This is a genomic window from Acidovorax sp. A1169, from assembly GCF_030704685.1.
In the GTDB taxonomy this organism is placed as follows: domain Bacteria; phylum Pseudomonadota; class Gammaproteobacteria; order Burkholderiales; family Burkholderiaceae_C; genus Acidovorax.
In genome coordinates, this window is the sequence record NZ_JAUZDX010000014.1 from 13,662 (window position 1) to 26,790 (window position 13,129).

At 68.4% G+C, this 13,129-nt stretch carries 13 protein-coding genes; 8 read left to right on the top strand and 5 right to left on the bottom strand.

The window, feature by feature from the left end; translation table 11 throughout:
- Window positions 1-75 precede the first annotated feature (75 nt).
- From QYL93_RS20835 to QYL93_RS20845, 3 genes are all read left to right on the top strand, one after another.
- Window positions 76-963, top strand: a complete 888-nt coding sequence (locus tag QYL93_RS20835; RefSeq protein ID WP_305745450.1) for an SDR family oxidoreductase — start codon at window positions 76-78, stop codon at window positions 961-963.
- Between the two features lie 83 nt (window positions 964-1,046).
- Window positions 1,047-1,895: an alpha/beta hydrolase gene (locus QYL93_RS20840; protein WP_305745451.1), complete on the top strand. Its 849-nt coding sequence runs from the start codon at window positions 1,047-1,049 to the stop codon at window positions 1,893-1,895.
- Window positions 1,896-1,902: 7 nt separating this feature from the next.
- Window positions 1,903-2,418, top strand: coding sequence for a GNAT family N-acetyltransferase (locus tag QYL93_RS20845; RefSeq protein ID WP_305745452.1), 516 nt, complete (start codon window positions 1,903-1,905; stop codon window positions 2,416-2,418).
- A gap of 10 nt (window positions 2,419-2,428) precedes the next feature.
- Here the strand turns inward: QYL93_RS20845 and QYL93_RS20850 are convergent, their stop codons facing one another.
- Window positions 2,429-3,919, bottom strand: a complete 1,491-nt coding sequence (locus QYL93_RS20850; protein WP_305745453.1) for a M20 family peptidase — start codon at window positions 3,917-3,919, stop codon at window positions 2,429-2,431.
- A gap of 111 nt (window positions 3,920-4,030) precedes the next feature.
- Between QYL93_RS20850 and QYL93_RS20855 the strand changes: the two genes are divergently transcribed.
- Window positions 4,031-4,972: a LysR family transcriptional regulator gene (locus tag QYL93_RS20855; protein WP_305745454.1), complete on the top strand. Its 942-nt coding sequence runs from the start codon at window positions 4,031-4,033 to the stop codon at window positions 4,970-4,972.
- 32 nt (window positions 4,973-5,004) lie between these two features.
- Window positions 5,005-5,433: an N-acetyltransferase gene (locus QYL93_RS20860; protein WP_305745455.1), complete on the top strand. Its 429-nt coding sequence runs from the start codon at window positions 5,005-5,007 to the stop codon at window positions 5,431-5,433.
- Between the two features lie 10 nt (window positions 5,434-5,443).
- Here QYL93_RS20860 and QYL93_RS20865 read toward each other — a convergent pair whose 3' ends face one another.
- A complete protein-coding gene (locus QYL93_RS20865) occupies window positions 5,444-6,496 on the bottom strand; it encodes a serine hydrolase (protein WP_305745456.1) in 1,053 nt (350 codons plus the stop codon).
- Between the two features lie 17 nt (window positions 6,497-6,513).
- Window positions 6,514-7,353: a prolipoprotein diacylglyceryl transferase gene (gene lgt / locus QYL93_RS20870; protein WP_305745457.1), complete on the bottom strand. Its 840-nt coding sequence runs from the start codon at window positions 7,351-7,353 to the stop codon at window positions 6,514-6,516.
- Between the two features lie 214 nt (window positions 7,354-7,567).
- Here lgt and bfr point away from each other — a divergent pair, with 214 nt between their 5' ends.
- Entirely contained in the window at window positions 7,568-8,038 is a 471-nt protein-coding gene (gene bfr / locus QYL93_RS20875) for a bacterioferritin (RefSeq protein WP_305745458.1), read from the top strand.
- Window positions 8,039-8,130: 92 nt separating this feature from the next.
- Here bfr and QYL93_RS20880 read toward each other — a convergent pair whose 3' ends face one another.
- Entirely contained in the window at window positions 8,131-9,438 is a 1,308-nt protein-coding gene (locus tag QYL93_RS20880; protein WP_305745459.1) for a hypothetical protein, read from the bottom strand.
- Between the two features lie 258 nt (window positions 9,439-9,696).
- Here QYL93_RS20880 and QYL93_RS20885 point away from each other — a divergent pair, with 258 nt between their 5' ends.
- Window positions 9,697-10,710 (top strand): GlxA family transcriptional regulator, encoded by a 1,014-nt coding sequence (locus QYL93_RS20885; protein WP_305745460.1) that lies wholly within the window; start codon window positions 9,697-9,699, stop codon window positions 10,708-10,710.
- A 56-nt stretch (window positions 10,711-10,766) separates the two neighbouring features.
- Window positions 10,767-11,936 (top strand): MFS transporter, encoded by a 1,170-nt coding sequence (locus QYL93_RS20890; protein ID WP_305745461.1) that lies wholly within the window; start codon window positions 10,767-10,769, stop codon window positions 11,934-11,936.
- A gap of 111 nt (window positions 11,937-12,047) precedes the next feature.
- Here QYL93_RS20890 and QYL93_RS20895 read toward each other — a convergent pair whose 3' ends face one another.
- Window positions 12,048-13,010, bottom strand: coding sequence for a LysR family transcriptional regulator (locus QYL93_RS20895; RefSeq protein WP_305745462.1), 963 nt, complete (start codon window positions 13,008-13,010; stop codon window positions 12,048-12,050).
- Window positions 13,011-13,129: the final 119 nt, after the last annotated feature.

Genomic DNA, 13,129 nt, shown 5'->3' on the forward strand with positions numbered 1-13,129 from the left:
CCTGTATAATATCACTACTTTACCCGGATAAGCGCCGTGGCGACACTGCCTTCCTTTCACAGGAAGGACATCACCATGCGAGTATTCGTGACCGGCGCGACCGGTTTTGTGGGAACGGCCGTCGTCAATGAGCTGATCGATGCGGGCCACAGTGTGCTGGGCCTGGCCCGCTCGGACGAAGGGGCCGAGCGCCTGGCCGCCGTGGGGGCCGAGGTGCACCGCGGCTCCATCGACGACCTGCCCAGCCTGCGCCGCGGCGTTGCCCACGCCGATGGCGTGATCCACACGGCGTTCAACCACGACTTTTCAACCTATGCGGCCAACTGCGAGGCGGACCGGCGGGTCATCGCGGCGCTGGGCGCCGAGCTTGCGGGCACCAACCGGCCCCTGCTCGTGACCACCGGCATGACGCTGCTGGGCAACAGGGGCGGCGTGGGCACCGAAGAGGATGCGCCCGTGCCCAGCAGCGCCGGTGTGCCGCGCAGCGCCTCGGAAGAGGCTGCCACCGCCCTGGCGCAGCAGGGAGTGCATGCCTGCGTGGTGCGGCTGCCGCAGGTGCACGACCCGTTCAAGCAGGGCCTGATCACCTACCTGATCGCGCTGGCCCGCGAGAAAGGGGTGTCGGCCTACCTGGGCGAAGGCGCCAACCGCTGGCCCGCCGTGCATGTGCTCGATGCCGCCTGCCTGTACCGGCTGGTGCTGGAACAGGGCCAGGCCGGCGCACGCTACCACGCGGTGGGCGAAGAAGGTGTGGCCCTCAGGGCGGTTGCCGAATCCATCGGCCGGTGTCTGAACCTGCCCGTGGCCTCGGTACCGGCCAGTGATGCCGAGCAGCACTTTGGCTGGCTGGCCCGCTTTGCCGGTATGGACAGCCCCGCCTCCAGCGCGCTCACGCAGCAGCGCCTGGGCTGGCGGCCGGTGGAGACCACACTGATCGCGGACCTGGACCGCGCGCAGTTCTGAGCCGGCAGAAGCATCCGTGCGGCGGTCATCAGCACCGTCAGGCATGCCTCCCTACAATGGGCCGAACAGGAGGAGTCCAACGCATGCCGCCAAAGCCATCGCCCCGCCCCACCACCGTCTCCATGCCACGCCGCACGGCCCTGTTGGCGGCAGCCGCCGCCACGGCGCTGGCTGCCTGCGGCGGTGGCGGCTCGTCCAGCGAAGAGCCGCCTGCCGAGCCTGTGGGCCAGGTCATCAACTCGTCGCTCAGGTCCGAAGCGACGGGCGGCTCGTACGCCATCCGCGTCTACCTGCCCCCGGCCTATGCCACGGGCACGGCCACTCTGCCCACCATCTATGTGACCGAAGGCGATGCGGTGTACGGCAGCAGCGGCCTGGCCCCCACGCGCTTCGACACCTTCAAGCAGGTGATGCAGCGCCGGGGCACACAGGCCATCCTGGTCGGCATCGGTGGCACGGCCCAACGCGGCACGGACTTCCTGCTGCCCGGCGCTGCCGTCTACCTGAATTTCATCACCAAGGAGCTGGCACCCAGCATCGAGCGCCAGTACCGCGCCGACCCCAAGCGCCGCGCTCTCTCGGGTCTGTCGCACGGCGGCTACTTCGTGGTGGCAGCCCTGGTGATCGAGGGAATGGCCGGCGCGCTGAGCTTCTCGCACTACCTGTCCACCGAGTCCAGCGTGGGCGGCCACGGTGATGCGAGGGCCTTCCTCGCCTATGAAAAGCAGCTCGACGGCAAGCCCCTGCCCGCCACGCTGTTCCTGACGGGCGCCATCAACGGCAATACGGTACTCATCGTCAATCCGCTGTATACCCAGATGGCCGCGCAGAGCAACCCGGGGCTGACGCTGCTCAGGGCAGAGTACAACGCCAGCCACGTCGGTGCCGACGTACCCGCCTTCGAGGATGCACTCCAGCGCTTCTTCCCGTAACGGCAGCTTGGGCTCCGTCCCCATGCTGCACATCGCGCTGGCAGACAGTCCGCATGCCTCGCTGACCGACCTGCTCTGCGAACTGAATGCCTACTACGCCGATGCCGGCGTGGCCACGGCCCCGCGCGAGGCCGTGCATGCGCACCTGCGCGACCACCTGCTCGCGCCCGGCTCGCCCGTGCGTCTGGTGGTGGCCAGCGATGCGGCGGGCAAGGCCCATGGGTTTGCAGCCATCGTTTTCCTGCACTCGCTGGTGGACCCAAGCCCCGGGCACCGGCTGCAGTGCATGGTCAAGGAGTTGTTCGTCAGCGCGAGCGCCCGAGGCCGGGGGACAGGCCGCGCGCTGATGGCCTGGGTGGCCCGCCATGCCGCCAGCGAAGGCTGCGGCCGCATGGACTGGAACGTGAAGGCCGGCAACCACGCGGGCATCGCCTTCTACGAAAGCCTGGGTGCGGTGCTCGTGGCCGACAGGCTGAGCTACCGGCTCACGCGCGAAGCCATGGACCAGCTGGCCGGCCCCTGAAAAGGTCGACTCAGGGCTTGGCGCCCGCCTGGCTCACCTGCCCGATCAGGCGGTGGTAAAAGCGGATCGCATCCGCATAATTGGCGATCTCCAGGCGCTCGTTGGTTCCATGAAAGCGCTTGAGGTCCTCCGAGTTCGCGCGCACGGGCGAGAACTTGAAGATGTGGTCGCTGATGGCGCCGTAGTGCTGCGAATCCGTGCCCGCCACCATCAGGCCCGGGGCCACCAGCACATCGGGAAAGATCTCGCGGATGGTCTGGTTGAGCAGCCGGTACTGGGTGGAATCGGTGGGTGCGACCTTGGAGGCGTCCACCGCGCCGGGCAGCGGGCTCAGCTCGTACTGCGCCGTGGGCGCGCTGATCTTGCTGCGCATGTGCTCCATCACCTGCTCCTGAGTATCGCCGGGCATGATGCGGAAATTGACCGTGGCCTCGGCGCGGCCGGGCACCACGTTGTCGCGGTTGCCGGCATTCACGATGGTCAGCGCCGTGGTGGTGCGCAGCATGGCGTTGGTGCTGGCAGCGCCTTCGAACTGCTTTTGCACCACGGGGCGGAACAGCCACAGGTTGGACAGCACCACCCGATTCACGCCGCCCATCTCGGGCGCCAAGGTGTCGAACAGCTCGCCCGCCACGCCGCGTATGCCGCCGGGCATCTGCTCTTCGTCCAGGCGTTTGAGCGCGTCGCTCATCATGGCGATGGCGCTGCTGCCCTTGTGCGGCGGCATGGACGAATGGCCGGGCGTGCCCGACATCTTCATCACCACCGACATGTAGCCCTTCTCGGCCACGCCGATGACGGCGGCCGGCTTGGCCAGGCCGGGCATCACGCCGTCCAGGATCAACAAGCCTTCGTCGATCAAGAAATCCAGGCGCACCTTGCGCTCCTGCAGCAGCGTGGCGATCTTGGCGGCGCCGCGCAGGCCGCCCACTTCCTCGTCGGCACCGAAGGCCAGGTAGATGGTGCGCTGGGGCGCAAAGCCGCTGGCCAGCAGCATCTCCACGGCTTCGAGCTGGCTCATGAGGTTGCCCTTGTCGTCCCAGGAGCCACGGCCCCAGACGAAGCCGCCCTCAATGGCGCCCGAGTACGGGGGCTGGGCCCAGTCGCCCTCGGTGCCGGGCGCCACGGGCACCACGTCCTGGTGCGCCATCAGCATCACCGGGGCGGCATTCGCATCGCTGCCGGGCCAGGTGTAGAGAAGGCTCAGGTCGCCCACCACCTCGCGCTTGAGCTTGGCGTGCACCAGCGGAAAGCGCTGCTGCAGCAAGGCGTGGAACTGCAGGAACTGGCCGGCGCTGAAGTTGGCATCGTCGCGCGAGGACTCGGTACGCAGGCGCACTGCTTCGGCCAGGCGGGCGGCCACGGCGGCATCGTCCACCGGCAGGCGGGCGATGGGCGCCACCTCCAGTTGGCGCGAGCCCTTGCGCGCGGTGTTGATACCCAGCGCCGCTACCAGCAGCACCACCAGGGCCAGCAGCCCCAGCAGGAGTTTCTTGATCATGTACGTCAGCGCTTTCTTGGATTCGGTGGGCGGGAGAGAGGGCTGCATGCTATGCCGGTAACGAAATGTTCGTCCAATGCATAATTCAAGTCGTTTCGTTCGATTTTCCGCATGAGCACCACCATCGCCCAGTTGCGCCATTTCATTGCCCTGGCCGACAGCGGCAGCTTCACCCGTGCGGCCGACAGCACGCGGCGCTCGCAGGCCGCCTTCAGCCGCAGCATCGCCATGCTGGAGGCCCACCTGGGCGCGGCACTGGTCGAGCGCAGCGGCCAGCGCAATGCGCTCACACCCATAGGCCGCACCGTGCTCGAACACGCGCGCCAGGTGGTGGCCCAGGCCGACGAGCTGCACCAGGTGGTGCGCCACCACGTCAGCGGCGAAGCGGGCTCCGTGCGCCTGGGGATGAGCGCCACGCCCCATGCCCTGCTGGGCAGCCGCCTGCTGCACATGGCGGCGGGGCAAGCAGGCCACATGCGCCTGCAGCTGAGCGGCGGGCCCCAGGCGCAGCAGATACAAGCCCTGCGCGACCGCGCGCTGGACGCGCTGGTAATGGACCAGCGCTCCCTCCCCGGAGCCCATGCCGACCTGGAAGTGCACACCCTGGCCGAGTTGCCCACCGGGGTTCTGGTGCGGCCCGGCCACCCCCTGGCACAACGGCACCCCGTGCGATTTGCCGACCTCACGGAATTTGCCGTGGCCTGCACCGGCATGAGCGCGGCCATGGGACGGCTGCTGGTGCAGCGCCTGGGCCTGCAGGCGCACCCCGACACACTGATCACCCTGGGCAGCGAATCGGTGGCCGACCTGCTGGACGTGGTCAGCCACACGGATGCGGTCTACCTGGGCATCGTGGCCCCGGCCGCGCCCTTGCTGGCGCAGGGCCGACTGGTGGCGCTGGACATACCGACACAAGGACTGCAATCGCACATCGCCTGGGTGCAGCGCGTGGCGCGCACGCCCAACCCGGTGCTGGACGGCATCCGCGGGCAGGTGCAGGCCTGGCTGGGGGAGGCAGGTTCCATAGAGCAAGCGGCCGACCTGCCGGCATAATCGCCGCCCCATCCAGCCCGCCCCCTGCATCCATGGCCTATTCCTTCACCTTCGCTCCGCCCTCCCCCGAAGACCTGCAGGCCGGCACGCTCGGCAAGCAGATGCGTGAGTTCAACTACCGTACGGTGGGCGAGTACCCGCAGGCGCAGCCGGTGCGGCTGGACGTGCGCGACCCGGACGGCCGGCTGGTGGCGGGCATCCGCTCCTATGTGTTCCTGTACTGGCTGCAGACCGACGTGCTGTGGGTGGCCGAGGATCAGCGCGGCAACGGCCTCGGTGCCCGCCTCTTGGGCATGGCCGAAGCGCAAGGCAAGGCATTGGGTGCCAAGAACGCCAAGCTCGAAACCTTCGAGTGGCAGGCACGTGCCTTCTACATCAAGCAGGGTTACGCCGAGTACGCGCGCATCGACGACTACATCCAGGGCCAGTACCTGGCCCTGATGCGCAAGCCGCTGGGCTGAGAGGCTGAAATCACCCCACCAGTGGGGACCTGAACACCGGGTGCTCCATCGGCAGCACCTGCTGCGCCAACGGCACGGCCAGGGCCATGCCCCGGTCGCTGTTGGTCAACAGCACAAAGCCATCGCCCGAGCCGGGCGAGACCATCGCGAAATTGCGAAAGCCCGGGTTGTTGCCCCACTGCCAGAGCATGGGGCCTGAGGGGGTGCGCTCGATGCCCCAGCCATAGCCCCACTCCAGCCCCAGCGCCTTGTCGGCCACCACGGGGGCGGACAAGGCCAGCGCCAGCAAGCGCTCATCTGCCACGACGGCGGCCAGCAGGCGCGCATAGTCTCCCGCCGTGGTGTACAGCGAGGCGGCAGCCACGGGCAGGCCCCAGCGCATGCCGCTGGCGGCGCCGCCATGGGCATGCACGGCCCGGCCTTCCAAGGTGGCCTTCCAGACCAGGCTGGAATCGCGCATGCCCAGGGGTGCAAAGACCTCAGCATCCATCCACTGCGCGATGGGCGTGCCGGTGACGGCCTCCATCACGGTCTGCAGCAGCACATAGCCTTCGCCCGAATAGCGCCAGCGCTGGCCGGGCTCGAAGGCGGGGGCCAGCGTGCCACCGGTCCAGTTGGGCAGGCCCGAGGTGTGGTTGAGCAAGGCGGCCACCGGGATGCGGGCCAGCGTGCTGGCGGGCACGGTGTCGCTGGCATCGCCGGGTTTACGCCGCAGCACATGCTGGTAGTGCACATAGCCTTGCGGCAGGTAGTGCGAGACAGGCGCATGCAGGTCCAGCTGCCCCGCCAGGGCCAGGCGCAGCATGGCATAAGCGACGACGGGTTTGGTCAGCGAGGCGGCCTGGAACACCGCGTCGGGTGCCGCACCACAGGTGCCTGCCACCACGGTCTCCTGCACACGGCCCGCCTGCAGCGTGGCATGCGCCGCCGCGCACACGCCCAGGCTGGCAGCCACCTCGGCCACCTGCTGGTGTTGGTAGCGCGTGAGGTCCGTGGCACATGACGACAGCAGCGGTGACGCGCCAGCGCTGGCCAGAAGGAGCCGGCGGCGGGTGACGGTCATCGGCACCGCGCGGCAGGTCAGGACTTGGGCGTGGTGAGCGCAGGCGTGCCGCCCTCGCGCTTGGCGGCCCACAGCCACATCAGGATGCCCGCCACGATCATCGGCACGCACAGCCACTGGCCCATGCTCATGCCCAGCGAGAGGATGCCCAGGTGCGCATCGGGCTCACGGAAGTATTCGGCGATGAAGCGGAAAGCCCCGTAGCCTATCAGGAAGACGGCGGCCACCTGGCCCTCACGGCGCTCGCGCCGGGCATACAGCCACAGCAGCACGAACAGCAGCAGCCCTTCCAGCAAGAACTGGTAGACCTGCGAGGGGTGGCGCGGCAGCATGGAGCCGCTTTGCGGGAACACCATGCCCCAGGGCAGGTCGGGGCTGGCAAAGCGGCCCCAGAGTTCGCCATTGATGAAGTTGCCGACGCGGCCTGCCGCCAGCCCCGTGGGCACGCAGGGCGCCACGAAGTCGGCCACCTGCAGCCAGGGGCGCTTGCGCGAGTGGGCAAACCACAGCATGGACACGATCACGCCCAGCAGCCCGCCATGGAAAGCCATGCCGCCCTGCCACACGTAGAAAATCTCCAGCGGGTGACTCAGGTAATAGCCGGGCTTGTAGAACAGGCAGTAGCCCACCCGCCCGCCGATCACCACGCCCGCCACGCCCAGGAAGAGGATGTCCTCCACATCCTTGCGCGTCCACGCGCCCGGGCCGGTGATGGAGGCGAACGGCTGGTGCCGCAGCCGGGCGATGCCCAGCAGCATGAACAGCCCGAAGGCCGCCAGGTAGGTCAGGCCATACCAGTGGATGGCCAGCGGGCCCACTTGCAGGGCGATGGGGTCGATTTGGGGGTAGGTCAGCATTTGGGCGGTATTGTGCCCGCGCGCCGTGGCGGTTGGCAGCCGGCAGCCCCGCGAGGTGTGGGGGAAGCTGGCGCGGGGCCCTGTGGCGCACGGCACGGACACCCGATGAGAACGCTTCTGATCCCTGTACGCATGCAGAGCGCGCTGAGGGGGACATTCCCCCCAAACGCCTTCGTCCGCGCGATACTCCCCGCCAGAATTCAAGGATAAAAACATGCAGGGAAACCCACAGGTCGTCGACTACTTCAAGGATCTGCTGCGCGGCGAACTGGCCGCGCGCGACCAGTATTTCGCGCATTCGCGCATCTATGAAGACCAGGGCTTCATCAAGCTCTACACCCGCCTCGACCACGAGATGCAGGAAGAGACCCAGCACGCCGACGCGCTGCTGCGCCGCATCCTCTTCCTGGGCGGCCGCCCCGACATGCGGCCCAAGGAGTTCACCCCCGGCGAAACCGTGCCCGAGATGCTGCGCAAGGACCTGGCCACCGAATACGAAGTGCGCACCGCCCTGCAAAACGGCATGGCGCTGTGCGAGAGCGTGGGCGACTACGTGAGCCGCGACCTGCTGCTGACCCAGCTGCGCGACACCGAGGAAGACCACGCCTACTGGCTCGAAAAGCAGATCGGCCTGATCGACAAGATTGGCCTGCAGAACTACCTGCAGTCACAAACCTCCGCCTGAGCCAGCCCCCACGGAACTCGCGCGCCCCGCGCCGGGTTCAGGCAAGGGGGTTGCCCGTACATCCGGTCCCACCGGCCAGTTCTGGTGTCCACTCAATGCAGGCGTGGGCCTTCTTCGTCGTAGTAGTGCCGCGCCTCGTCCCACTCAGGCGCTGGTGGCGCAAAAAGCAGATCCCGGTCACCGGCATCCTGCAGCCCATGGGCGTCTGCCGGCTCCAGCATTCCCGCCATTTCCTGGGCAAAACTGCGCAGCGCAATGAACTCGCAGGAGATGCGTTGGAAGATGACCTCACTGACCCGGTAGGACCCCGGCCCAGAGTCCTCGGGGTCGTTGGAAATCTGCAGCGCCGTCACCCCGTCCATCAAGGCAATGGCATGCACCCCCAGCGATGCGAAGTGGGACACCAGTACCTTCAAGTCGATGCAGACAAAGAGATGAAATGCCCCCTGCATGAACAGAACGGCATTTTCAGCAGTCATTGACAGGGTGAACGGCTGCATCGGCACCCAGGCCATTTCGGGCGCCACCTGTATCGACATCATCGACTTCGATGCCATACCCTTGAGCGCACGCAGGCAACCCGGGTTGCTCTGGTAGTAGTCCGTGCGGATCGCCACGTAGCGCAGGCCCTCTTCCGGCAAGACCTGCGCGATGCCCGACTCCATGCCCTGCTGCACACAGGTGTTGAGGTGCACCGCATGCGCTGTTGCGGGGTGGATTTCCGGCGGCGGCGCATTGCGCGTGCTGCGGAAATCCGCCGGAAAACCGCCCGCCAGAAGCTGCATGGTGCGCCGCAGTTCCTCGTCCAGGAGCTTCCCTGAGCAACCCCTTTGCACGAAAGACGTCAGTTCCACGGGCTGCGGTTCACTGCCCGCCAGCACGCAGATATCGCCTTGCCCCACCATGTTCGTCACATCGGCCAGCACAACGGGGATGCCCATGCCGGTGCCCAGCCTCAGGGCACGGTACCGCCTGCGAAACGTTTCCTGCCGGGAGATGAGTCCCGCGCGTTCCTTGGCCTGGGTTCTCTGCGCAAAATAGAAGTACCTGTGGCGTTGGGGCGGATGGTAGGTCGCCGCAATGCCATCGCCAAAGCAGCGGTACAGAAAGCGCAGATGTTCCAGCGCGTCACAGCGGTCCTGGATTTTCAGAACCAGCTCTTTCGTCTCGCGCGCCTTCTCTCCGATCAGCCGCTCTCTCACCAGGCGCTGCTTGAGGCGGAGCCTGGCGTCCTGAAGGCGGTCATGGCTCAGCTTCGAGCGGGCGATGCGCCGGATGAGCAGTTGCTGAAGTTCCAGGACGAGATTCACCCGCCCTGGGTCGCCCTGGATGGTGCCGAGCAGCCGCGCGGCCTTCAGGAGCCACTCCATCTCTCGGGGAAACCTCAAGGGGAAAGGCATTCGCAGTCTCCTCAAAGCGTGCAATGGACAAGTTCAAACCGGGTTGCGGGCTTTCGGCTTGCCAGTCAACCTGTCTGCAGGATAGCGCCCATGCGGCAGCGAACGCCAGCAAATTATCGCTTGTTGACATTGTGGCCCGGACAGCGGTGGCTGGCGCCTCCTGGGCGCACCTCCACTGACCGTAGCAGCTTGGCATGTGGCCAGATCTGTGGGCCGATTGTCATTGCAGCCAACCAGCCGAACGCCGACACTGGGGGCATGCCCCACCCCACCCGCACCGTTGCCTGCCTGATCTACCCCGGCGTGATGAGCCTGGACGCCATCGGCCCGATGCAGGTGTTCGGTTCGGCCAATGCAGAGCGCACCGGCCATGGCCTGCCGCCGGCCTATGCGCTGCGCCTGCTGGCGGGCGCGCCGGGGCCCGTCACCACCTCGGCCGGTTTTGCGCTGGTGGCCGATGGCAGCTGGGCCGATACCGACCCCGCCGGCCTGGACACCGTGCTGGTGGCAGGCGGCGATGGTGTGGCCGACCAGTTGGGCCACGCCGGCATGCAGCAGTGGCTGCGCCGTGCCGCGCCCCAGGTGCGCCGCCTGGGCTCGGTCTGCTCGGGCGCGCTGCTGCTGGCCCAGGCCGGCCTGCTCGACGGCCTGCGCGCCACCACGCACTGGTGCCGCATGGACAGCATGCGCCAGGACTACCCCGCCGTGCAGGTGGACGAGGACTGCCTGCACACCTACGACGCGGCCCACCCCGTGTACGGCCACCTGTTCACCTCGGCCGGCGTCACGGCCGGCATCGATCTGGCCCTGGCGCTGGTGGAGGCGGACCTGGGCCGCCCCATGGCCCTGGCTGTGGCGCGCCGGCTGGTGATGTTCATGCGCCGCCCGGGCGGGCAGGCCCAGTTCAGCGCGCTGCTGGCGCCCGAGACCCGGCATGCGCCCCGGCTGGCGGCGCTGCTCGAATGGATTCCCTCGCAGCTCGGCGGCGACCTGTCGCTTGGCGCCCTGGCCGGGCAGGCCTGCATGCCGCCGCGCACGCTCACGCGCGTGTTCCAGCGTGAGCTGGGCACCACGCCGGGCCGCTATGTGGAGCGCGTGCGCGTGGAGGCCGCCTCCACCCTGCTCGCCCAGGCCCAGGCGTCCGTCTCCACCGTGGCCCGGCTGTGCGGCTTCGAGCACCCTGAGAACCTGCGCCGCAGTTTTCACAAGCACCGCGCGGTGAGCCCGCAGGCCTATGCGCAGCGCTTTGGCGCCGGTGCCTTGCTGGACTGAGCGCCCTCCTCATCCCCCACCGCGCCGCTCACGGCGCACCACCGAAAGCCCCGCCCATGCTGCTTCTGCGCAATGCCTCCGTTCGCCTGCTGTTCGCCGGCCAGGCCCTGTACTGGGGCTGCTCCATCATCGGCATCACGCTGACCTCCATCGTCGGCGCGCGGCTGGCGCCCTGGCCGGCGCTGGCCACCTTGCCGCTGGCACTGCTGGTGTTGGGCAACCTGCTGTCGGTGCAGCCGCTGTCGCTGTTCATGCAGCGCCACGGCCGGCGCGCGGGGCTGCAGGCCGGCGCGCTGTGCGGCGTGGCGGGCGGGCTCATCAGCATGGCGGGGGTGCAGTGGGGCAGCTTTGCCGTCTTCTGCGCGGGCACGCTGGCCATCGGCGCCTACCAGGCATCCTCGGGCTACTACACCTATGCCGCGCTGGAGGCAGTGGATGCACAGCAGAAAGGCCGGGCCGCCGCCTGCGTGGTAGCCGGCGGCCTGTGCGCGGCGGTGTTCGCGCCGCCGCTGGCGCTGTGGTCGCGCAACCTGCTGGCCACGCCGCTGGCGGGTGCCTATCTGGCCATTGCGGCACTGGCCGCGCTGGGCTGGGTGGTGATGGCGCGGCTGCGCGAGGGCGTGGCCCCCAAGCCGGCCGCAGGCGGCATGGCGGCCATGCGCGCCCTGCTGGCGCGGCCCGGCCTGCGCGCGGCGGTGGTGATGACGGCCATCGGCCACGGCCTGATGATCCTGGTGATGAACGCCACGCCGCTGGCGATGGAGGTCTGCGGCTTCTCGGCTGCGTCCGCCGCGCAGGTCATCCAGTGGCATGTGATCGGCATGTTCGCGCCCGCTCTGTTCTCGGGCGCACTGGTGGACCGCTTCGGCAGCCGCCGCGTGGCCACCGTGGGTGCCCTGTGCCTGGCGGCCAGCGCGGTGGTGGCGCTGTCGGGCATCTCCTTCACCGAGTTTTTGGCCAGCTCCTTCCTGCTGGGCACGGGCTGGAACCTGATGGTGATCTCGGGCACCACGCTGCTGGCCGAAAGCCATGCTCCCGAAGAGCGCGGCCAGGCGCAGGCACTGATGCAGTTGGCCAACGGCATCGTGGCGGCGATGATGTCCTTTGCCTCGGGCGCATTGCTGACTGGCGTGGGCTGGACTGCCATCAACGCCGTGGCGCTGCCGCTGCTGGCCGTTGCGGCGGGGCTGCTGTTCGTGCGCGGCCGCGCTGCGGCCGCGGCTTAGAGCGGCTAACAAAACTCTTCTGGCGTCGTTGCTGCGTCTTGTCGTACTGCTCGTACTGCCTGCAACGCAGCGCCTGGCCAGAACCGCTTCGCTGAGTTTTGTTCTCCGCTCTTAACCTGCAGCCGAGCGCTCGCGCACGAAGTCGACGAAACGCGCCAGCGCCGGGTTGTTCAGCGCAGCCGGCCAGACCAGGCTGGTTTCGCATACCGGAAGGGGACCGGGCACCGCTTTCACGGCCTTGGTCCGCGCCTTGCCCGGGGCAGGCCCGAACGCATCGGCCGCGCGGTAGACCACCCCCTCGCGGCGAAACTGGGTCACGCTCTCGGGCACCCAGGCCACGCCCAGGCCGCCCCACACTAGGTTGACGATGGTCTGCATCTGGATCGCCTCCTGCGCCACCACGGGCACGCGGCCAGCCGCGTGGTACAGCGCAAAGATCGCGTCGTGCAGCGAGGGCACGATGCGGCGCGGAAAGATCACCAGCGGCTCGGCCAGCACTTGCGCCAGGTCCAGGCGCGGCACACCGGCCAGCGGGTGGCTTGCGGGCAGCGCCAGCACCAAGGGTTCTTCGGCCACCGCCAGGCGCGCCAGCTCCGGCGGGGCCGCGCCGGGCGAATGCAGCACCAGCCCGCCATCGAGCTCGCCGCGCGCGAACAGCGCGCGCTGCACGTCGCCCGTGGCCTCCACCAGCTCCAGCGCCACCTGCGGGCACAGCACGCGAAAATCGCGCACCCACTCGGGCAGCCGCTCGAAGCCGATGGTGGAGACAAAGGCCAGCCGCACCCGCCCCACCTCGCCCGCCGCCGCCGCGCGCGCCCGCACCGGCAGCGCCTGCGCGCGCTCCAGAAAGTCGCGCACGTCGGGCAGCAGGGCCTCGCCCGCCGGCGTCAGCGCCACGCGCCGGCGCGTGCGGTCGAACAGCATCACGCCCAGCGAGCGCTCCATCTGCGCAATCGCCTGGGTCAGCGGCGGCTGCGTCATGTGCAGGCGCAGCGCGGCCCGGCCAAAGTGCAGCTCCTCGGCCACGGCGACGAACTGGCGCCAGGCGCGCACGTCGATGAATGTCTCTTTCATATGTTTTATATATTAATGGAGCAGATGAAAGGGATTGGAAACGCAGCGCCAAACCTCGCATACTTGCAACCCGAAAGCACGGGACACGTGGAACGCTGCGCTGTCCTCCCCCACAACAA

Excerpts from the sequence above, each read along its gene's own strand:
- QYL93_RS20885 (WP_305745460.1), top strand. The coding sequence starts at position 9,697 with ATGCCCCACCCCACCCGCACCGTTGCCTGCCTGATCTACCCCGGCGTG.
- QYL93_RS20890 (WP_305745461.1), top strand. The coding sequence starts at position 10,767 with ATGCTGCTTCTGCGCAATGCCTCCGTTCGCCTGCTGTTCGCCGGCCAG.
- QYL93_RS20895 (WP_305745462.1), bottom strand. The coding sequence starts at position 13,010 with ATGAAAGAGACATTCATCGACGTGCGCGCCTGGCGCCAGTTCGTCGCC.
- lgt (WP_305745457.1), bottom strand. The coding sequence starts at position 7,353 with ATGCTGACCTACCCCCAAATCGACCCCATCGCCCTGCAAGTGGGCCCG.
- QYL93_RS20840 (WP_305745451.1), top strand. The coding sequence starts at position 1,047 with ATGCCGCCAAAGCCATCGCCCCGCCCCACCACCGTCTCCATGCCACGC.
- QYL93_RS20880 (WP_305745459.1), bottom strand. The coding sequence starts at position 9,438 with ATGCCTTTCCCCTTGAGGTTTCCCCGAGAGATGGAGTGGCTCCTGAAG.
- QYL93_RS20835 (WP_305745450.1), top strand. The coding sequence starts at position 76 with ATGCGAGTATTCGTGACCGGCGCGACCGGTTTTGTGGGAACGGCCGTC.
- QYL93_RS20850 (WP_305745453.1), bottom strand. The coding sequence starts at position 3,919 with ATGATCAAGAAACTCCTGCTGGGGCTGCTGGCCCTGGTGGTGCTGCTG.
- QYL93_RS20865 (WP_305745456.1), bottom strand. The coding sequence starts at position 6,496 with ATGACCGTCACCCGCCGCCGGCTCCTTCTGGCCAGCGCTGGCGCGTCA.
- QYL93_RS20855 (WP_305745454.1), top strand. The coding sequence starts at position 4,031 with ATGAGCACCACCATCGCCCAGTTGCGCCATTTCATTGCCCTGGCCGAC.
- QYL93_RS20860 (WP_305745455.1), top strand. The coding sequence starts at position 5,005 with ATGGCCTATTCCTTCACCTTCGCTCCGCCCTCCCCCGAAGACCTGCAG.
- bfr (WP_305745458.1), top strand. The coding sequence starts at position 7,568 with ATGCAGGGAAACCCACAGGTCGTCGACTACTTCAAGGATCTGCTGCGC.